Source organism: Isoptericola sp. NPDC055063, from assembly GCF_053608125.1.
The window spans coordinates 131,602-147,045 of record NZ_JBSGUW010000002.1; the positions used below are offsets into that span (position 1 = coordinate 131,602).

The following is a 15,444-nucleotide window of genomic DNA, read 5'->3' on the forward strand; positions in this document are numbered from 1 at the left end:
CAGGACGATTTCGTGACCGAGCTCCGGCACGCGGCCGACGAGGTGGCCCCCGTCCCCGCGCTCGACGGAGCGACGATGGGCCGCCGTGCCGTGCGGCGCGTGCGGGCCCGTCGGGCGACCTTCGGCGGCGTCGGGGCGCTCGCCGCCGTGGGCGCCGTCGCCGGGGTGTGGCAGGTGGCGGCGCCGGCCGGCGTCGTGAGCCCGGCGTCCTCCGACGTCCCGGACGGGTGGACGCCGGTCGCCGTCGGCGGGGTGGCGCTCGCGGTGCCGCCCGGGCTCGAGCCCGGCGCCGCCGGGGTCTGGGAGGAGGGGCCGTCGAACGAGGGCGGGGACTTCGTGCAGGTGCAGCCGGCGCCGGACGCACCGCTCGCGCCGCCGGGGTCGGGGCTGACGCCCGTGGATGTCCGGGTCCCGGGGGCGGAGTCCGCCCGGTACGTCACCGAGCAGGACCACGACCCGACGGCCGTCCAGGACTTCGTCGGGAAGCTCCAGATCACCCTGGAGTCCGGCGAGGTGGTGCAGGTGACCCTGGTCTGGGTGGACGGCGCCGAGGGCGAGCGGGTGTTCTCCGACCTCCTGGGGTCGGTGTCGGCGGACCCGGAGTCCGCGCCCCTGCCGGACCCGGACGCCGAGGCCGTGCTGCAGCCGCTCGACGGGATCGCCCCCGGCGTGCCGCGCGGCTGGGAGAGGACGTCGTTCGCCGGCCTGGAGTACGCCGTGCCGCGCGGCTGGGCCGCCGACGAGGGCGCCGCCGACGCGTTCCCCGCCGGTGAGCGGTCGCGGTCCGCGAGCGCCGACGGGTCGGCCGCCCTGACGGTGGAGCTGTCCGACGGCTTCGCGGGGTGGCCGGGCTCGATCGCGTCGTCGCCGCTCGACCCGGCGTCCACGTTCCCGCTCGACGGCGCGGACGTGGTCCAGGTGGAGACCCGGACCGACGACGGCGTGGACAGCACCATCGCGCACGTGCGGCGCGAGGGCGGGCGGGGTATCTCGTCACGATCGTGACGCCCGGCTCCGCGGACGGGCGCGCGCTGACGCGGCAGCTCCTGGGCACGCTCGGCTTCTCCGCCGCGGCGGAGCGGGTGCCGGGCCTGGGGGACCTGCCGGAGCTCCACACGTCGGCCGTCCCGGACGGCTGGCGCGAGCGGTCGGCCGCCGGGACGGGGCTGCGCCTGGCCCTGCCGGACGGGTGGGCCGAGACGCCGGCGGCCGACGGGACCGCCTGGTCGGCGGGCGGCCACGGGGAGACGGTCACGGTCGCGACCCGGACGGGCGACGCCCCCCGCACGGTCCCGCCGACCGGGTACCGGTACGACGTCCCGGGCGCCGACGCCGCCGTGATCCGGGTGGGCGACTCCACCACGGACGACGGCGAGCCGTGCTTCCTCGGCTCGGTGGAGCTCCGGCGCGGCGACGGCACGGTCTCGCTGGAGTACAGCGGGCCGCGCGGCGCGGCCTCGCAGGAGCGGTTCGGCAGCATCGTGCGGTCGCTCGGGCTGTCCGGGGGCTGAGCCCTCACCCGTCGACGGGTCGGTGCGCGTCGTGCGCCGGCCCGCCGTCGGCGTGCCGGTGCACCACCTTCCACCCGTCGTCCTCGCGCCGGTACACCTGCGTCACACGCAGCACGTAGTCGCGCGGGCGGCCGTCGACTCGGGTGGACGTGATCTCCCGGTGCACGGTGTACGCCAGGTCGCCGCTCACGTCGGCGGCGACCAGCTCGACCTCGGCGGAGGAGACGTCGGAGAACGACTCCGCGAGCCGCGCGAACACCTTCCGCGCCTCGGCGGGGCCGACCGCCTCCATCCACGCGCCGAAGAGGGTCACGGGCGCGCGCTCGGACCAGGTGCGGTCGCGCGGGGCGGCGTCGCCGCCGTGCAGCGCGGTCTCCGCGGCCCGCCACGTGGTGCCGAACCAGTCGAGGAAGTCCTCGCGGTCGCCCATGCCTCCAGTGAACGCCCCCGCGGCCGCGCTCGGTACCGCCGTCGGCGGCTCGGGGCACGATGAGGGGATGACGTCCGACATCGTGGTCCGGCCGGCCAACGAGGCCTCCTGGGAGGACCTGCAGACCGTGCTCGGCGAGCGCGGCGAGGGCGCGCGCTGCCAGTGCCGGTGGTTCCAGACCCCGTCCTCGCGCTGGCGGGAGTCCGCACGCGAGGAGCGCGCCGCCGAGCTGCGTCGCGACACGCACTGCGGCGAGCCGGGCTCCCCCACCACCAGCGGCCTGGTCGCCTGGCTCGACGGCGAGCCCGCGGGGTGGTGCGCCGTCGAGCCCCGCAGCGCGTACGTCCGCCTGCGCACCGCGCGCGTGCCGTGGTCGGGGCGCGACGAGGACAAGGAGGACGACGGCGTGTGGGCCGTGGTCTGCTTCGTCACCCGGGCAGGCTTCCGCCGTCGCGGGGTCAGCGCCGCGCTCACCGCCGCCGCCGTCGAGCACGCCCGTGCCCGCGGGGCGCGCGCCGTCGAGGGCTACCCGATGGTCGTGGAGCCGGGCGCGACCGACGACACGGGCACGCTCTTCGTCGGCGTGGCGTCCGTGTTCGAGGCCGCCGGGTTCCGCGAGGTGAGCCGCCCGACGCCGCGCCGGGCGGTGATGCGTGTCGACCTCTGAGGCCGGCCCCCTCAGCGGTGCTCGACGTGCTCCGCGAAGAACGCGGCCCACGTCTGCTTGCCGACGGCGCGGTCGGGGGCGAGGTTGCCGCCCGCCGCGTACGCCCGTGACGCGGCGCCGGGCACGCGGACCGGCATCGTCGGGCGTCGCGAGCCGACGGCGTCGAGGTAGCTCCGCACCATGCCGCGGAACGTGAGCACCTCCGGGCCGGCGACGTCCGGCACCCGGCCCTGCGGGTCGCCGAGGGCGAGCTCGACCAGCCGCGCCGCGACCTCGTCGGCCGCGATCGGCTGCGCCCGCCAGCCGCTGGGCGTGGGCACCACGGGCAGCTTCGCGAGGGCCCGGGCGGCGATGAGCACCAGCTCGTGGAACTGCGTGGCGCGCAGGTTGGTCCACGGGATGCCGGAGGCCTCCAGCACCTGCTCCTGGGCCAGCTTGCTCGCCATGTAGCCGAGCGCGCGCCGGTCGAACCCGGACCGCACCGGCACCTTCTCCGCGCCCACCACCGAGATGTTCACCAGGTGCGGCTGCGTGCCCGCGTCGCGGACCGCCCGCACCAGCGCGGCCGCCATCGGCTCGTTGTGCTGCTGGTCGCCGGCCAGGTGCACGACGACGTCCGCGTCGCCCACCGCCTGCGCCAGTCCCTCGCCCGTCGACCAGTCCGCCACGACGTACCGCACGCCGTCGCCCTCCGCGTGCGGGCTGCGGCTGACCACCCGCACCGACGCGCCCGTGCGGACCAGCCGCGGCACCACGAGCCGGCCGAGGTGTCCCGTGCCGCCGGTGACCAGGATGCGTGCCATGCCGTCCTCCTCCGTCGTCGCGCGACCACCGCGCGTCCTGCCCCTCCGACGACGCGGCGGGCGAGAACGTGACGGTCAGCCGCGACGTAGGCACCGAGCTGCCCGACGAAGGCGGGCTCGAACGGACCGACCTTGAGCTCCACCACGACGTAGCGCGGTTGTTCCACGTGGAACAGCAGGAGGTCCATGACGAACTCGGCCCCGTCGCCGAGCGGCAGGTGGAACTGACGTCCCACGAGCGCCATCCCGCGCCCCAGCTCCAGGAGCGTGTCCTGCAGCCGGTCCATCAGCGCCTGCTCGACGTCCCGCTCCCTCGTCGACGCGACGTACGCGAGGTGCTCGAAGACGTATGGGTCCTTGACGAGCTGCTGGGCCAGGTCGGAGTCCGCGCCGTCCAGGGCCGCCGCGAAGTTCGACGGGGCCTCGCCGAGCGCCCCGCGCAGGTTCGACGCGATGTGGTGCTCGAGGACGTTGCGGACCAGCCGTCGGCCACCGCCCGTTCGGCGTACCAGTCGCGCAGCTCGCGGGTGTGGAGCCGGTCGAGCAGCACTGTCACGTGCCCCCAGGGAAGTTGTGCAACAGCCTGTTGCACGAACTCGGCCTCGGTCGGCCAGACCTCCGCGGCCCGCCGCATGTACAGCAGGTTCCGCCGGGACCAGCCGCGCTGGTCGGGGAACTCCCGCTTCAGATCGGCGGCCAGCCGCGTCACGACCTTCGCACCCCAGTCGGCCTGCTCCTGGCGCTCCAGGATGTCGCGCCCGATCGACCAGTAGAGGCGCAGCACCTCGGTGTTCGCGGCCCGGGCGGCACGCAGCTGCGTGGCGCGGACGCGCTGCTTCAGCTCCGTCAGCAGGTCGGTGTAGCCGGAGGGTTCGAGCGCAGCGCCGTCGGTGTCCATGCCACCCAGCCTGGCCGCCGTCGCACGCCGTCGAGGGCGCCGGTCCACAGCCTGTGGACGCCAGACCTCACGAGCCGACGTAGTCCGCCAGGTGCTCGCCCGTGACGGTGGACCGAGACGCGACCAGGTCGGCCGGCGTGCCCTCGAAGACGACCGTGCCGCCGTCGTGCCCCGCGCCCGGGCCGAGGTCGATGATCCAGTCGGCGTGCGCCATCACGGCCTGGTGGTGCTCGATGACGATGACGGACTTCCCGGCGTCCACGAGCCGGTCGAGCAGCGCGAGCAGGTTCGCCACGTCGGCCAGGTGCAGGCCGGTGGTGGGCTCGTCGAGGATGTACACCCCGCCGTCGGCGCCCATGTGCATGGCGAGCTTGAGCCGCTGCCGCTCGCCGCCGGACAGCGTGTTGAGCGGCTGGCCCAGCTTCACGTACCCGAGCCCGACGTCCTCCAGGTGCGCGAGGATCTTGTGCGCAGCGGGGATCTTCGCCTCCCCCTCGCGGAAGAACGCGTGCGCGGCCGCGACGGACAGGTCGAGCACGTCGGCGATGTTCTTGCCGCCGAGCGTGTACTCGAGCACCGAGGCCATGAACCGCTTGCCGCCGCAGTCCTCGCACGGCGTCTCGACGGTCTCCATGAACCCGAGCTCGGTGTAGATGCGGCCGTTGCCCTTGCAGGTGGGGCACGCGCCCTCGGAGTTGGCACTGAACAGGGCCGGCTTCACGCCGTTCGCCTTCGCGAACGCCTTGCGGATCGGCTCCAGCAGCCCGGTGTACGTGGCCGGGTTGGACCGTCGCGAGCCCTTGATCGCGCCCTGGTCGACGACGACCACGCCCTCGCGCCCGGCCAGGTTGCCGTGGATGAGCGAGCTCTTGCCCGACCCGGCGACCCCCGTGATCACGGCCAGCACGCCGGTGGGGACGTCGACGTCGACGTCGCGCAGGTTGTTCTGGTCGGCGCCGCGGATCTCCAGCGCGCCCGACGGCTCCCGGACGGACTCCTTGACGCTCACCCGGTCGTCGAGGTGCCGGCCCGTGAGCGTGCCGCTGGCGCGCAGGCCCTCGACCGTGCCCTCGAAACAGACCGTGCCGCCGTCGGTGCCCGCGCCCGGGCCGAGGTCGACCACGTGGTCGGCGACCGCGATCGCCTCGGGCTTGTGCTCGACGACGAGCACCGTGTTGCCCTTGTCGCGCAGGTCCTGCAGCAGGGTGTTCATCCGCTCGATGTCGTGCGGGTGCAGGCCGATGGTCGGCTCGTCGAAGACGTAGGTGACGTCGGTCAGCGCGGAGCCGAGGTGGCGGATCATCTTGGTGCGCTGCGCCTCGCCGCCGGACAGCGTGCCCGCGGGCCGGTCGAGGGACAGGTACCCGAGACCGATCTCGACGAACTTGTCGAACAGGTGCAGGAGGCTCCCGATCAGGGGCGCCACCCCCGGGTCGTCCACGCCCCGGGCCCAGGTGGCGGCGTCGGAGATCTGCATCCGGCACACGTCCGCGATGCTGGCCCCGTTGACCTTGGCCGACCGGGCGGACTCGTTGAGCCGGGTGCCGTCGCAGGCCGGGCACGGCACGAACACGGCCGCCCGCTCCACGAACGCGCGGACGTGCGGCTGCAGCGACTCGGGTGCCTTGCTGAACATCGACTCGCGCAGCTTGGGGATGAGGCCCTGGTAGGTCATGTTCATCCCGAGCGCCTTGACCTTGCCCTTATCCCGGTAGAGGAAGTCGTGCCGCTCGGTCTCCGTGTAGTCGCGCACCGGCTTGTCGCCGTCGACGAAGCCCGACTCCGCGAAGCCCTTCACCATCCAGCCGTCCGCCTTGTAGCCCGGCACGAGGATCGCGCCGTCGTTGAGGGACAGCGACTCGTCCACGATGACCGACAGGTCGAGGTCGGAGACCGTGCCGCGCCCCTCGCACTCGGGGCACATGCCGCCCAGGTACACCTGGTTGCGCACGACCTTCTTCTCGACCTCGCCCCCGGCCTTGCCCGTGCTGAACACGCCGCTCGCCGTCGACGTCGGGATGTTGAACGAGAACGCCGTGGGCGGGCCCACGTACGGATCGCCGACGCGGCTGAACAGGTTGCGCAGCATCGCGTTCGCGTCCGTGACCGTGCCGACCGTGGACCGCACGTTGGCGCCCATGCGCTCCTGGTCCACCAGGATGGCGGTGGTGATGCCCTCCAGGACGTCGACGTCCGGCCGCGGCAGCGACGGCATGAACCCCTGCACGAACGTCGAGTACGTCTCGTCGATGAGGCGCCGCGACTCGGCGGCGATCGTCGCGAACACCAGCGAGCTCTTGCCCGACCCGGACACGCCGGTGAACACCGTGAGCCGCCGCTTGGGGATCTCGACGTCCACGTCGCGCAGGTTGTTCTCGCGGGCTCCGCGGACGCGGATCAGGTCGTGCGCGTCGGCGGCGTGGTCGGTCGTGGTCACGGTCGTGGTCACGGAGTGGCTCCTTCGGTCGTGGCGGAGGGATCGGGCCCGAGGGTCGGCGGCGCGGTCACACGCGGGTGAGGGGAAGGTGCGGCGGGGCGGGCAGCTCGACGTCGATCGGCTCGCCCGGGCGGACCGTGCCGCCGCGCGACACGATCCCCATGACGCCGGCGAGGCGCACCACCTCGCCGTCGTCGCCGCGGCGCAGCACCTGCTTGAGCAGCCCCGGCTGGAAGTCGTTGATCTGCTGGCACGGGTTGCGCAGCCCCGTGACCGTCACGACGGCGTCCCCGATCGTCAGCCGCGTGCCCACCGGCAGCCCCAGCAGGTCGATCCCGCGGGTGGTGAGGTTCTCCCCCAGGTCGCCGGGCGCCACGTCGTGGCCGGCCTCGCGCAGCCGGTCGAAGAGCTCGGCGTGGACGAGGTGGACCTGGCGCACGTTCGGCTGCGACGGGTCCGCCGCGACCCGGCTGCGGTGCTGCACGGTGACGCCGGCGTGCGCGTCGCCCGCCACCCCCACGCCCTCGACCAGCACGACCTCGTCGACGGCCGGCTTGCTGAAGCCGTGCACGGCGCTGGCGTGCACCGAGACGACGCGGGCCGCGGCCCGGGACGACGGGGTAGTGGTCGAGGGCTCCGTGACGGTCACGCGGTCTCCTTCGGTCGGGGTGTCAGCCGTGCAGCTCGGCCAGAGCCTTGTCGATGCGGCGGGCCCGTGTCGAGGCCTGCTTGGCGCCGTCGACGTCGAGCACGATGCGCCGTCGCCGCCCCTGCGGCAGTGCGTCGTAGGCCGCGCGGGCGGTCGGGTCGGCGTCGAGCGCCCGGGCGAGGTCGTCGGGCTCGACGACGACGCGGGGCTCGGTGTCGAGCGCGAGCTCGACCTCCACCTCCGCGCCGACCTCGAGGCGCGCGGCCTCCCGGTTCGCCCGGCTGAGGCCCAGCAGGTGGCGGCCGCGCATGATCGCGACGCGGCTGCGCCACGAGTGGCCGTTCACGGTGATGACCACCGGGGGCCGGGCGCCGCCGTCGAGGGCCTCGACGACCTCCGGCGGCACCTCGAGGCCCTGCATCTTCTCCGCCGGCTCGACGACGGCACGAAACCTCATGACCACTCCCTCGCCTTCTCGGGTGGTCCGGGTGAGACGCGGGACACCCGGGACGCACACTGCCGTCACCCGACCTGGTCGATGCGGACCATGTTGCCCGCCGGGTCGCGGAAGGCGCAGTCGCGGACACCCCACGGCTGCTCGGTGGGCTCGGAGACGACCTCGGCGTCGGCGGCCTGGAGCTTCGCGAAGACGCCGTCGAGGTCCTTGGTACCGAGGATGAGGGACTGGTAGGCCCCCTTGGCCATGAGCTCACGGATCGTGCGCCGCTCGTCGTCGGTGATGCCGGGGTCGACGGCGGGCGGGGTGAGGACGAGGCGCGTCTCGGGCTGCGCCGGGGAGACGAAGGTCAGCCAGCGCATCTCGCCCTGGCCGACGTCCTGGACCAGCTCGAAGCCGAGCAGGTCGCGATAGAACCCCAGGGAGGCCTCCGGGTCGGTGTGCGGGAGGAAGGTCGTGTGGATGGTGATGTCGATGTCGCTCATGGAAGTCACGCTAGGTGCGCGCCCCCGTCGGCCGCTTCTCGATTCCTGACCGGTCGGGTCGCCTGCTTCGCGACGCACGACGGCAGCTCCGCCCCCGCCGAACGGGCCCGCCGGGCGTACTCGCTGGGCGACATCCCCACCAGCTCCGCGAACCGCGTGCTGAACGTGCCCAGCGACGACGACCCCACCTCGAAGCACACCTCCGTGACGCTGAGGTCCCCGCGTCGCAGCAGCGCCATCGCACGCTCGATCCGCCGCGTCATGAGGTAGCTGTACGGCGACTCCCCGAACGCCTGCTTGAACTGGCGGCTCAGGTGCCCGGCCGACATGTGCACGCCGCGGGCCAGCGCCTCCACGTCCAGCGGCTGCGCGAACTCCCGGTCCATCCGGTCGCGCACGCGCCGCAGCAGCGCGAGGTCGCGCAGCCGGTCGGCGTCGGTGCTGGTCACGGGTGCGATGCTTCCACGAGCCGCGGGCGCCCGCGCGGCGTCAGCGGCCGCCCGCTGCGGGACCGGCCACCCGGGCGTGCAGGTGCATGTCGTGCCAGCCGTCGAGGTGGCGCACGGACTGGCGCAGCACGCCCTCGGCGGCGAAGCCGGCCTTCTGGGCCACACGGCACGACGGCGCGTTGTCGACCGAGTGCACCAGCTCCAGCCGGCGGAACCCGGCGTCGAACGCCCACGTCGCAGCCGCGTCCAGCGCAGCGGGGGCGACCCCGCGCCCCCGGGCGGCCGGGGCCGTCCAGTAGGCGACGGCGCCCACGCCGTGCGGGTCGAACGTCTTGACGGCCATGCGGCCCAGCACCACCGTGTCGTCGACGGCGTCGGCCACCGCCCAGCTCGCCTCGCGGTCCTCGGCCCAGCCGGCGCGCCAGCCGCCGATGACGTCGCGCGCCTCGTCGTCGGAGTCCAGCACCCGCACGTGCCAGCGCTGGATCGCCGCGTCGGCGTACACGGCGCGGACCGCGGGCGCGTCGTCGTCGCGCCACGGCCGCAGCCGCGCTCCTGCGGCGGGCACGTCGAGGGTGGGTTGCTCCGCGTCGGTGAAGGGCGCGAACGTCACGGGCAGGAGAGAGGGCATGCGTCGATCCTGGCAGCCCGGCCGACGCACGGCCAGGACGTTCCCGCTGGTCGTCGCGCCGGCTCAGCCGTGGTCGTGCGGCGTCGCCGCCCGCCGCGGCCCGTACCCGTCCCCGACCACGCGGCCCACGTGCCCCTTGTCGTCGTGCCCGTCGTCGTGCCCGCCGTCGTGTCCCGACAGCGCCTCCGAGGGCCCGGGCCGGGCGTCGGACCCCGGCCCGACGACGAGGAGCTGGCCCATCATCCCCTCGTCCTCGTGCAGCAGCATGTGGCAGTGGTACATGTACGGCATCGCGTCGTCCGCGTAGTCGTCGAACCGCAGGAGCAGCCGGTACGTGCGGCGCGGCTCCAGGAAGACGGTGTCCTTGCGGCCGGCCAGCTCTGGGGGCGGCGCCTTCCCGTCGACGGCCAGGACCCGGAACTGCACGTCGTGCACGTGGAAGCTGTGCGGCATGGGGACGGTGTTGCGCACCTCCCACACCTCGGTGCTGCCGACGGTGGCGACCTCGTCGACCCGCCCGGAGTCCATCGTCGCGCCGTTGATGGTGCGCTCGGCGAGGTCGAACGTGCGGGTCACGGTCGCCCCCTCCTCGTGGAGGGCGTCGTCGGTGGCGTGCTCCGACGGCCCCCAGGCGGGCTCCGGCGACGGCGCGAGCCGGTCGGCCGCGCGTAGCTCCAGCACGTCGAACGCGTCGTTGCCGCCCATCGCGAACGGGACGGCGACGCCGCCCAGGTCGGCCTCGAAGGAGTGCAGCCGCGTGGTCTCGCCCGGCGCCATCGCGACCACCACCTCGGCGCGCTCCCCCGGCGCCAGGCGCACCCGGTCCAGGCGGACCGGCGCGTCCAGCAGCCCGCCGTCCGTGGCGACCAGGTCCATGTCCCGGTCGGCGAACCCGAGGGCGTACGTGCGCGCCGTCGACCCGTTGACCAGGCGCAGCCGCGCCCGCTCGGTCGTGACGCGCTGGTAGGCGCCCGCGACGCCGTTCGTCACGACCGTGCCGCCCAGGGTGCCCGGCTCGCCGCCGTCGCGGCCGAGGACGAGCTGGCCGTCGTCGTCGAGCACCTTGTCCTGCACGACCACCGGCACGTCGTCGACGCCGTACTCCTGCGGCAGGTCGGCGGCGCGCGACGCGTCGTCGTCGAGCAGGAACAGCCCAGCGAGCCCGCGGTACACCTGTTCCTCCGTCGCGCCGTGCGGGTGCGGGTGGTACCAGAGCGTCGCGGCGGGCTGGTCGATCCGCCAGGTGGGCCGCCAGGTAGCGCCCGGCTCGACGGGCTGGTGCGGGCCGCCGTCCATCGCGGCGGGCAGGTGCATGCCGTGCCAGTGCACGGTGGTGGTCTCCGGCAGATCGTTGGTCACCTCGACGGCGACCTGCTCGCCGCGCTCCGCGCGCAGCGTCGGGCCCAGGTACGGGCCGTCGTAACCCCACGTCGGGGTATCGACGCCGGGCAGCAGCTCGGTTGTGCCCTCCCGGGCAATGAGGCTGAAGGTGCGCACGCCGTCCACCACCCGCGAGGGCGCGAGCGGCGGCACCGGGAGCTCGCGCGTGAACTCCGGCTCGTCGACCGACGTCACGGAGCCGGGGATCGCGCCGCACCCGGCGGCGAGCAGGGCGACGACGGCGGCGAGCGCCGTCGCGCGCAGCACCGCGCGGCGGGTCGGCCGTCGTGGTCGTCGGGTCGTCGTCATCGGGCGCCGCCGCGGGCCTTCTGGACGCCGAGCGCGACGACGCCGGCGAGCGCGCCCCAGCCGGCGTCCATCGCGAGCGCCGGGATCGCCGTCCACGCGGCCGCGCCCTCGCCGCCCAGGCCGACGCCGCCGAACAGCGTCGAGACGAGCAGGGTGACGACGCCGGACGCGAGGCCCGTCATCGTCAGGGTGAGCACCGGCCGGGGCACCCGGCCGAACCCGACGACGCCGATCCACACCACGGCGGTGAGCGCGACGATGCCCAGCGCCCGCGGCGCTCCCGTGCCGCCGAGGCCGGTGAGGCCGGTGAGGCCGGTGAGCGGCCAGAGCAGCGCCATCGACGCGAGCCCCGCCACGAGCGGCCAGGAGATCCCCGCGCGCTCGGGGCGGGCGGGCTGGGGCGGGACGGCGGGCTGGGGGCCGGGCCGGGGCGAGGGCTGCGGGGAGGGCTGGTTCGAGGTCATGCCCCGACGATCCCCGCGCGCCGGGGTCGGCCACATCGGCCCGGGGGCGTCTCCTGCTGTCGCCCCGGGGCGACACCGACCCTGAGCGAACCCTGCCTGCGCCCCGATGTCGAACAGGCAGTTGACACCGTGATGGGGCCTCGCGGAGCCCCATCACGGTGTCAACTGCCTGTTCGGCGCCCTGCGGGGGCGACGCCTAGCCTGGCTGGCATGACCTCGTCCGCGACGGCGCCGCCGAGCCCGTGGGTGACCGACGTGGTCCTCGCGCTGGCGTCGACGCTCGTCGTGGCGGTGGTCATCGCGGCGGACCCGGCGGGCGACGGCGACGCGGGCCCGGCCGCGTACGCGTTCGCGGCGGGGCTGGGCGCGCTGGTGCTGCTGCGCCGGTTCGCGCCGCGCACGATGCTCGTGCTCACGTTCCTGGGCGTGTGCGCCTACTACGCGCTCGGCCTGGCGCCGGTCGGCATGGTGCTGCCCGCGGTGGCGGCGCTGTACTCGGCGGCGGAGCGAGGGCGCACCGGGTGGGCGGTGGCCACCGGCGGGGTCCTCGTCGTGGTCGCGACGTACTTCCGCGTGACCGACGAGGACGTCGAGCCCGCCGCCGCGCTCACCGCCTACGACCTCGTCACCAACGTGGCGCTCACGGCGGCGGCCGTCGCGCTCGGCGTCGCCGTCCGGCTGGCGCGCGAGGCCCGCGAGCGCACCGCGCTGGTCCGCGAGCTCACGGCGGAGCAGGAGGCGCACGCCGCGCAGGAGCGGCTGCAGGCCGAGCGGCTGCGGATCGCGCGCGACCTGCACGACACCGTCGGCCACCACCTGTCGGTCGTCGCGCTGCACGCCGGTGTCGCGGACGAGGCGGTCGGGCGGGACGACGACGCGGCGCGCGGCGCGCTCGCCCGCGTCCGGGAGGCGGCGTCGGGCACCCTCGACGAGCTGCGGGCCACGGTGAAGGTGCTGCGCGAGCCCGCACCCGACGCCGCGCCGCGCGGGGCCCTCGGCCTGGCGGGTCTCGACGGTCTCGTCGCGCCGGTGCGGGCGGCCGGCGTCGACGTCGAGGTGGTCGACGCCGTCGCGCCCGGGGCGCTGAGCGACGCGATCGACGCCGCCGCGTACCGCATCGCCCAGGAGGCGCTGACGAACGTGCTGCGCCACGCGCGCGCCCGGCACGTGCGGGTCGAGGCGCGCGTCGACGACGGGCACCTGCGCCTGGCGGTGACGGACGACGGCCGCGGGTCCGGCGCAGCCCCCGGCACCGGGGCCGGCCTGGCCGGGATGCGCGAGCGCGCGGGGCTGCTGGGCGGCACGCTCACCGCGGGCGACGCGCCGGGCGGCGGGTTCGCCGTCGTCGCCGACCTGCCGGCGACGCTGCCCCGCTGAGCACAGCCGCTCGCCGCGGCAGTTCGTGCTCGGCGCGGCACCTCGAGCTGCCGCGCCGAGCGCGAACTGCCGGTCCGACGGGGCCGACCGGCCAGACTGGAGCCATGATCCGGGTGGTGCTGGTCGACGATCAGGAGCTGGTGCGCGCCGGGCTGCGTCCGCTGGCGGAGCTCGACGGCGACATCACGGTGGTCGGCGAGGCGGCCGACGGGCGCGCCGGGCTGGCGCGGGTGCGCGAGCTGCGGCCCGACGTCGTGCTCATGGACGTGCGGATGCCCGGCCTGGACGGCATCGAGGCCACCCGCGCCGTCGTCGCCGACCCGGCGCTGCGGGACGTGCGCGTCCTGGTGCTCACGACGTTCGACGAGGACGAGCACGTGGTCGAGGCCGTCCGCGCCGGTGCGGCGGGCTACCTGCTCAAGGACGTCTCCCCCGGCGACCTGCGCGCCGCGATCCGCACCGTCGCCGCCGGCGGCTCCCTGCTGTCCCCCGCGGTCACGGCGACCGTGCTGCGGGCGGTCGCGGCGTCGCCCCGGCGGCTCGACGACGGCCTCCTCGCCCGCCTCACCGAGCGCGAGCGCGAGGTGCTCGAGGGCGTCGGGCGCGGGCTGACCAACGACGAGATCGCCCGCGAGCTGTACCTCAGCCCCGCGACGGCGCGCACGTACGTCAGCCGGCTGCTCGCCCGGCTGGACGCCCGTGACCGCGCCGCGCTCGTCGTGCTGGCCTACGAGACCGGGCTGGTCACGCCGGGGCGGTAGGGCTCGGCCACGCTCAGACCAGGCCGAGCTCCCGCGCCCGCACCCCCGCCTGGAACCTCGAGGTGGCGCCGAGCGCGGCCAGCAGCTCGGCGACGCGGCGGCGGTACGTGCGCACGCCCATCCCCATGGCACGCGCCGCGGTCTCGTCCTTGACACCCTGCCCGAGCAGGTCCAGCACCTGGGGCGCGATGGCGCGGATCTCGGCGATGCGGGCGTCGAAGACCTCGAGGTCGACGGCGGACCGCCACACCGCCTCGAACAGCGACGCCACCCCCTGCACCGCCTCCGGCTGCGTGACGACGCCGTAGCTGCGGCGCCCCGCCCGGACGTCACCGGCGAGGACCGCCAGCCGGCGGTCGAAGAGGATCGTCTCGTTGACCTCCTCGGTGGTGATGCGGACGTGCGCGCCGTGCTCGTCCCGGGCGCGGACCAGTCCGCGGGCGGCCACCGGGTCGAGGAGCACGCCCGGCCGGAAGACCTTGCGCAGGCGCAGGTCGTCCTGGCGGTGCGGCGGGACGGCCTCCTGCGGGCCGTGCGTGACGACCCACGTGCCCAGGTCGTTCGCGGCGCACGAGATCTCGGTGGCGTGCGCGAACAGGTGCGCCGTGCGGGCGAGCAGCTCCTCGTCGCCCTGCACGACGGTGACGGCCTCTCCGGTTTGCATTTCTCGATCCTGCACCCGGTGGCAGGGTGCTGCCAGGGTCGGCAACAAGCTGCCATCCGCGTGATCCTCGCCGGGCCCCCGCGGAGGCTGGACGACATGACGACCTCCACGACCACCACCCCCACCGCCGCTCCCGACGCCGCCGCGGCCGGCACCTGGCAGCTCGGCGACCGCACCGTCCACCGGCTCGGCTTCGGTGCGATGCGGACCACGGGCATGCCGTGGGACGAGGCGCCCCGCGACCGCCGCGAGGCGATCTCGGTGCTGCGCCGCGCCGTCGAGCTCGGGGTGAACCACGTCGACACCGCCGCCTTCTACTTCGTCCCCCGGCGCTCCGCGAACGAGCTGATCAGCACCGCCCTCCAGCCCTACGACGAGGACCTCGTCATCACCACCAAGGTGGGGCCGAGCCGCCCGCGCGACGGCGGCTTCGAGTTCGAGCCGTACGCGCGGCCCGACCAGCTGCGCGGGCAGGTCGAGGAGAACCTCCGCCAGCTCGGCCTGGACCGGCTGGACGTCGTGAACCTGCGCTGGGGCGTCGGACTGGAACCCGCGGGCGGGTCGGTGGCCGAGCACGTGGGTGCCCTGGCCGACCTGCGCGACGCCGGGCTCGTGCGGCACGTCGGGCTGTCCAACGTCTCGGTCGAACAGCTCGACGAGGCGCTGGAGATCACCCCCGTCGTCTGCGTGCAGAACCGGTACGGCCTCACCGAGCGGGACGACGACGGCCTGCTCGCCCGGTGCGGCGAGCTCGGCATCGCGTTCGTGCCGTTCTTCTCCATGGGAGCGGCGGTGCCCGGGGCGGTCCCCGGCGGCACCGCGGACGAGACCGGCGCCGCGCGGGTGGCCGCCGTCGCCGCGAAGCACGGCGCGACGCCGGCCCAGGTGCGGCTGGCATGGACCCTGCACCGCGGGTCGCACGTGCTCGCCATCCCCGGCACCGGCGACCTGGAGCACCTGGAGCAGAACGTCGCCGCCGCGGCGCTCCGGCTGACCGACGACGACCTCGCCACGCTCGACGGGATCGCCCCGCCGGCGGACCGCGCGAGCTGACGCGGTCCGCCGGCGGCGA

Annotated in this window: 18 protein-coding genes and 1 pseudogene; 6 read left to right on the top strand and 13 right to left on the bottom strand. The window is 75.2% G+C overall.

Annotated features, from left to right (window positions below; translation table 11 throughout):
- Window positions 1-12: 12 nt before the first annotated feature.
- On the top strand, window positions 13-1,005 hold the full coding sequence (locus ACWF41_RS02585) for a hypothetical protein (protein ID WP_380317131.1): 993 nt from the start codon (window positions 13-15) through the stop codon (window positions 1,003-1,005).
- Complete coding sequence (locus ACWF41_RS02590) at window positions 1,002-1,511, top strand: hypothetical protein (RefSeq protein ID WP_380317128.1); 510 nt, start codon at window positions 1,002-1,004, stop codon at window positions 1,509-1,511. The genes ACWF41_RS02585 and ACWF41_RS02590 overlap by 4 nt, the downstream gene beginning before the upstream one ends.
- A gap of 4 nt (window positions 1,512-1,515) precedes the next feature.
- Here ACWF41_RS02590 and ACWF41_RS02595 read toward each other — a convergent pair whose 3' ends face one another.
- Window positions 1,516-1,941 carry a YybH family protein gene (locus ACWF41_RS02595; protein WP_380317125.1) on the bottom strand — a complete coding sequence of 142 codons (426 nt, stop codon included), beginning with the start codon at window positions 1,939-1,941 and terminating at the stop codon, window positions 1,516-1,518.
- 67 nt (window positions 1,942-2,008) lie between these two features.
- On the opposite strand from ACWF41_RS02595, the gene ACWF41_RS02600 reads away from it, so the two are divergent.
- A complete protein-coding gene (locus tag ACWF41_RS02600) occupies window positions 2,009-2,608 on the top strand; it encodes a GNAT family N-acetyltransferase (protein WP_380317122.1) in 600 nt (199 codons plus the stop codon).
- Window positions 2,609-2,619: 11 nt separating this feature from the next.
- Here ACWF41_RS02600 and ACWF41_RS02605 read toward each other — a convergent pair whose 3' ends face one another.
- The 11 genes and pseudogenes from ACWF41_RS02605 to ACWF41_RS02655 form a co-directional block, all read right to left on the bottom strand.
- A complete protein-coding gene (locus ACWF41_RS02605; protein WP_380317119.1) occupies window positions 2,620-3,411 on the bottom strand; it encodes an SDR family oxidoreductase in 792 nt (263 codons plus the stop codon).
- Window positions 3,412-3,539: 128 nt separating this feature from the next.
- A pseudogene (locus ACWF41_RS02610) lies at window positions 3,540-3,809 on the bottom strand (PDDEXK nuclease domain-containing protein); the annotation flags it as partial.
- A complete protein-coding gene (locus ACWF41_RS02615; RefSeq protein WP_380317116.1) occupies window positions 3,698-4,309 on the bottom strand; it encodes a DUF1016 N-terminal domain-containing protein in 612 nt (203 codons plus the stop codon). The gene ACWF41_RS02615 and the pseudogene ACWF41_RS02610, both read right to left, overlap by 112 nt.
- A gap of 67 nt (window positions 4,310-4,376) precedes the next feature.
- A complete protein-coding gene (locus ACWF41_RS02620; protein ID WP_380317113.1) occupies window positions 4,377-6,758 on the bottom strand; it encodes an ATP-binding cassette domain-containing protein in 2,382 nt (793 codons plus the stop codon).
- Between the two features lie 55 nt (window positions 6,759-6,813).
- Complete coding sequence (locus ACWF41_RS02625; RefSeq protein WP_380317110.1) at window positions 6,814-7,395, bottom strand: MOSC domain-containing protein; 582 nt, start codon at window positions 7,393-7,395, stop codon at window positions 6,814-6,816.
- Between the two features lie 22 nt (window positions 7,396-7,417).
- Window positions 7,418-7,852 (bottom strand): YdeI/OmpD-associated family protein, encoded by a 435-nt coding sequence (locus tag ACWF41_RS02630; RefSeq protein WP_380317106.1) that lies wholly within the window; start codon window positions 7,850-7,852, stop codon window positions 7,418-7,420.
- 65 nt (window positions 7,853-7,917) lie between these two features.
- On the bottom strand, window positions 7,918-8,337 hold the full coding sequence (locus tag ACWF41_RS02635) for a VOC family protein (RefSeq protein WP_380317103.1): 420 nt from the start codon (window positions 8,335-8,337) through the stop codon (window positions 7,918-7,920).
- 5 nt (window positions 8,338-8,342) lie between these two features.
- Window positions 8,343-8,786, bottom strand: a complete 444-nt coding sequence (locus ACWF41_RS02640) for a helix-turn-helix transcriptional regulator (RefSeq protein WP_380317100.1) — start codon at window positions 8,784-8,786, stop codon at window positions 8,343-8,345.
- Between the two features lie 40 nt (window positions 8,787-8,826).
- Window positions 8,827-9,417, bottom strand: a complete 591-nt coding sequence (locus ACWF41_RS02645; protein ID WP_380317097.1) for a GNAT family N-acetyltransferase — start codon at window positions 9,415-9,417, stop codon at window positions 8,827-8,829.
- Window positions 9,418-9,480: 63 nt separating this feature from the next.
- Entirely contained in the window at window positions 9,481-11,106 is a 1,626-nt protein-coding gene (locus ACWF41_RS02650) for a multicopper oxidase family protein (protein ID WP_380317094.1), read from the bottom strand.
- Window positions 11,103-11,570: a hypothetical protein gene (locus ACWF41_RS02655; protein WP_380317091.1), complete on the bottom strand. Its 468-nt coding sequence runs from the start codon at window positions 11,568-11,570 to the stop codon at window positions 11,103-11,105. Before ACWF41_RS02655 ends, ACWF41_RS02650 begins: the two co-directional genes overlap by 4 nt.
- Before the next feature lie 210 nt (window positions 11,571-11,780).
- Here ACWF41_RS02655 and ACWF41_RS02660 point away from each other — a divergent pair, with 210 nt between their 5' ends.
- On the top strand, window positions 11,781-12,947 hold the full coding sequence (locus ACWF41_RS02660; protein WP_380326901.1) for a sensor histidine kinase: 1,167 nt from the start codon (window positions 11,781-11,783) through the stop codon (window positions 12,945-12,947).
- Window positions 12,948-13,051: 104 nt separating this feature from the next.
- Window positions 13,052-13,708: a response regulator gene (locus tag ACWF41_RS02665; protein WP_380326898.1), complete on the top strand. Its 657-nt coding sequence runs from the start codon at window positions 13,052-13,054 to the stop codon at window positions 13,706-13,708.
- A gap of 13 nt (window positions 13,709-13,721) precedes the next feature.
- Here ACWF41_RS02665 and ACWF41_RS02670 read toward each other — a convergent pair whose 3' ends face one another.
- Entirely contained in the window at window positions 13,722-14,372 is a 651-nt protein-coding gene (locus ACWF41_RS02670) for a DNA-binding response regulator (RefSeq protein ID WP_380326895.1), read from the bottom strand.
- A gap of 96 nt (window positions 14,373-14,468) precedes the next feature.
- Here ACWF41_RS02670 and ACWF41_RS02675 point away from each other — a divergent pair, with 96 nt between their 5' ends.
- A complete protein-coding gene (locus ACWF41_RS02675) occupies window positions 14,469-15,425 on the top strand; it encodes an oxidoreductase (RefSeq protein WP_452181955.1) in 957 nt (318 codons plus the stop codon).
- Window positions 15,426-15,444 lie beyond the last annotated feature (19 nt).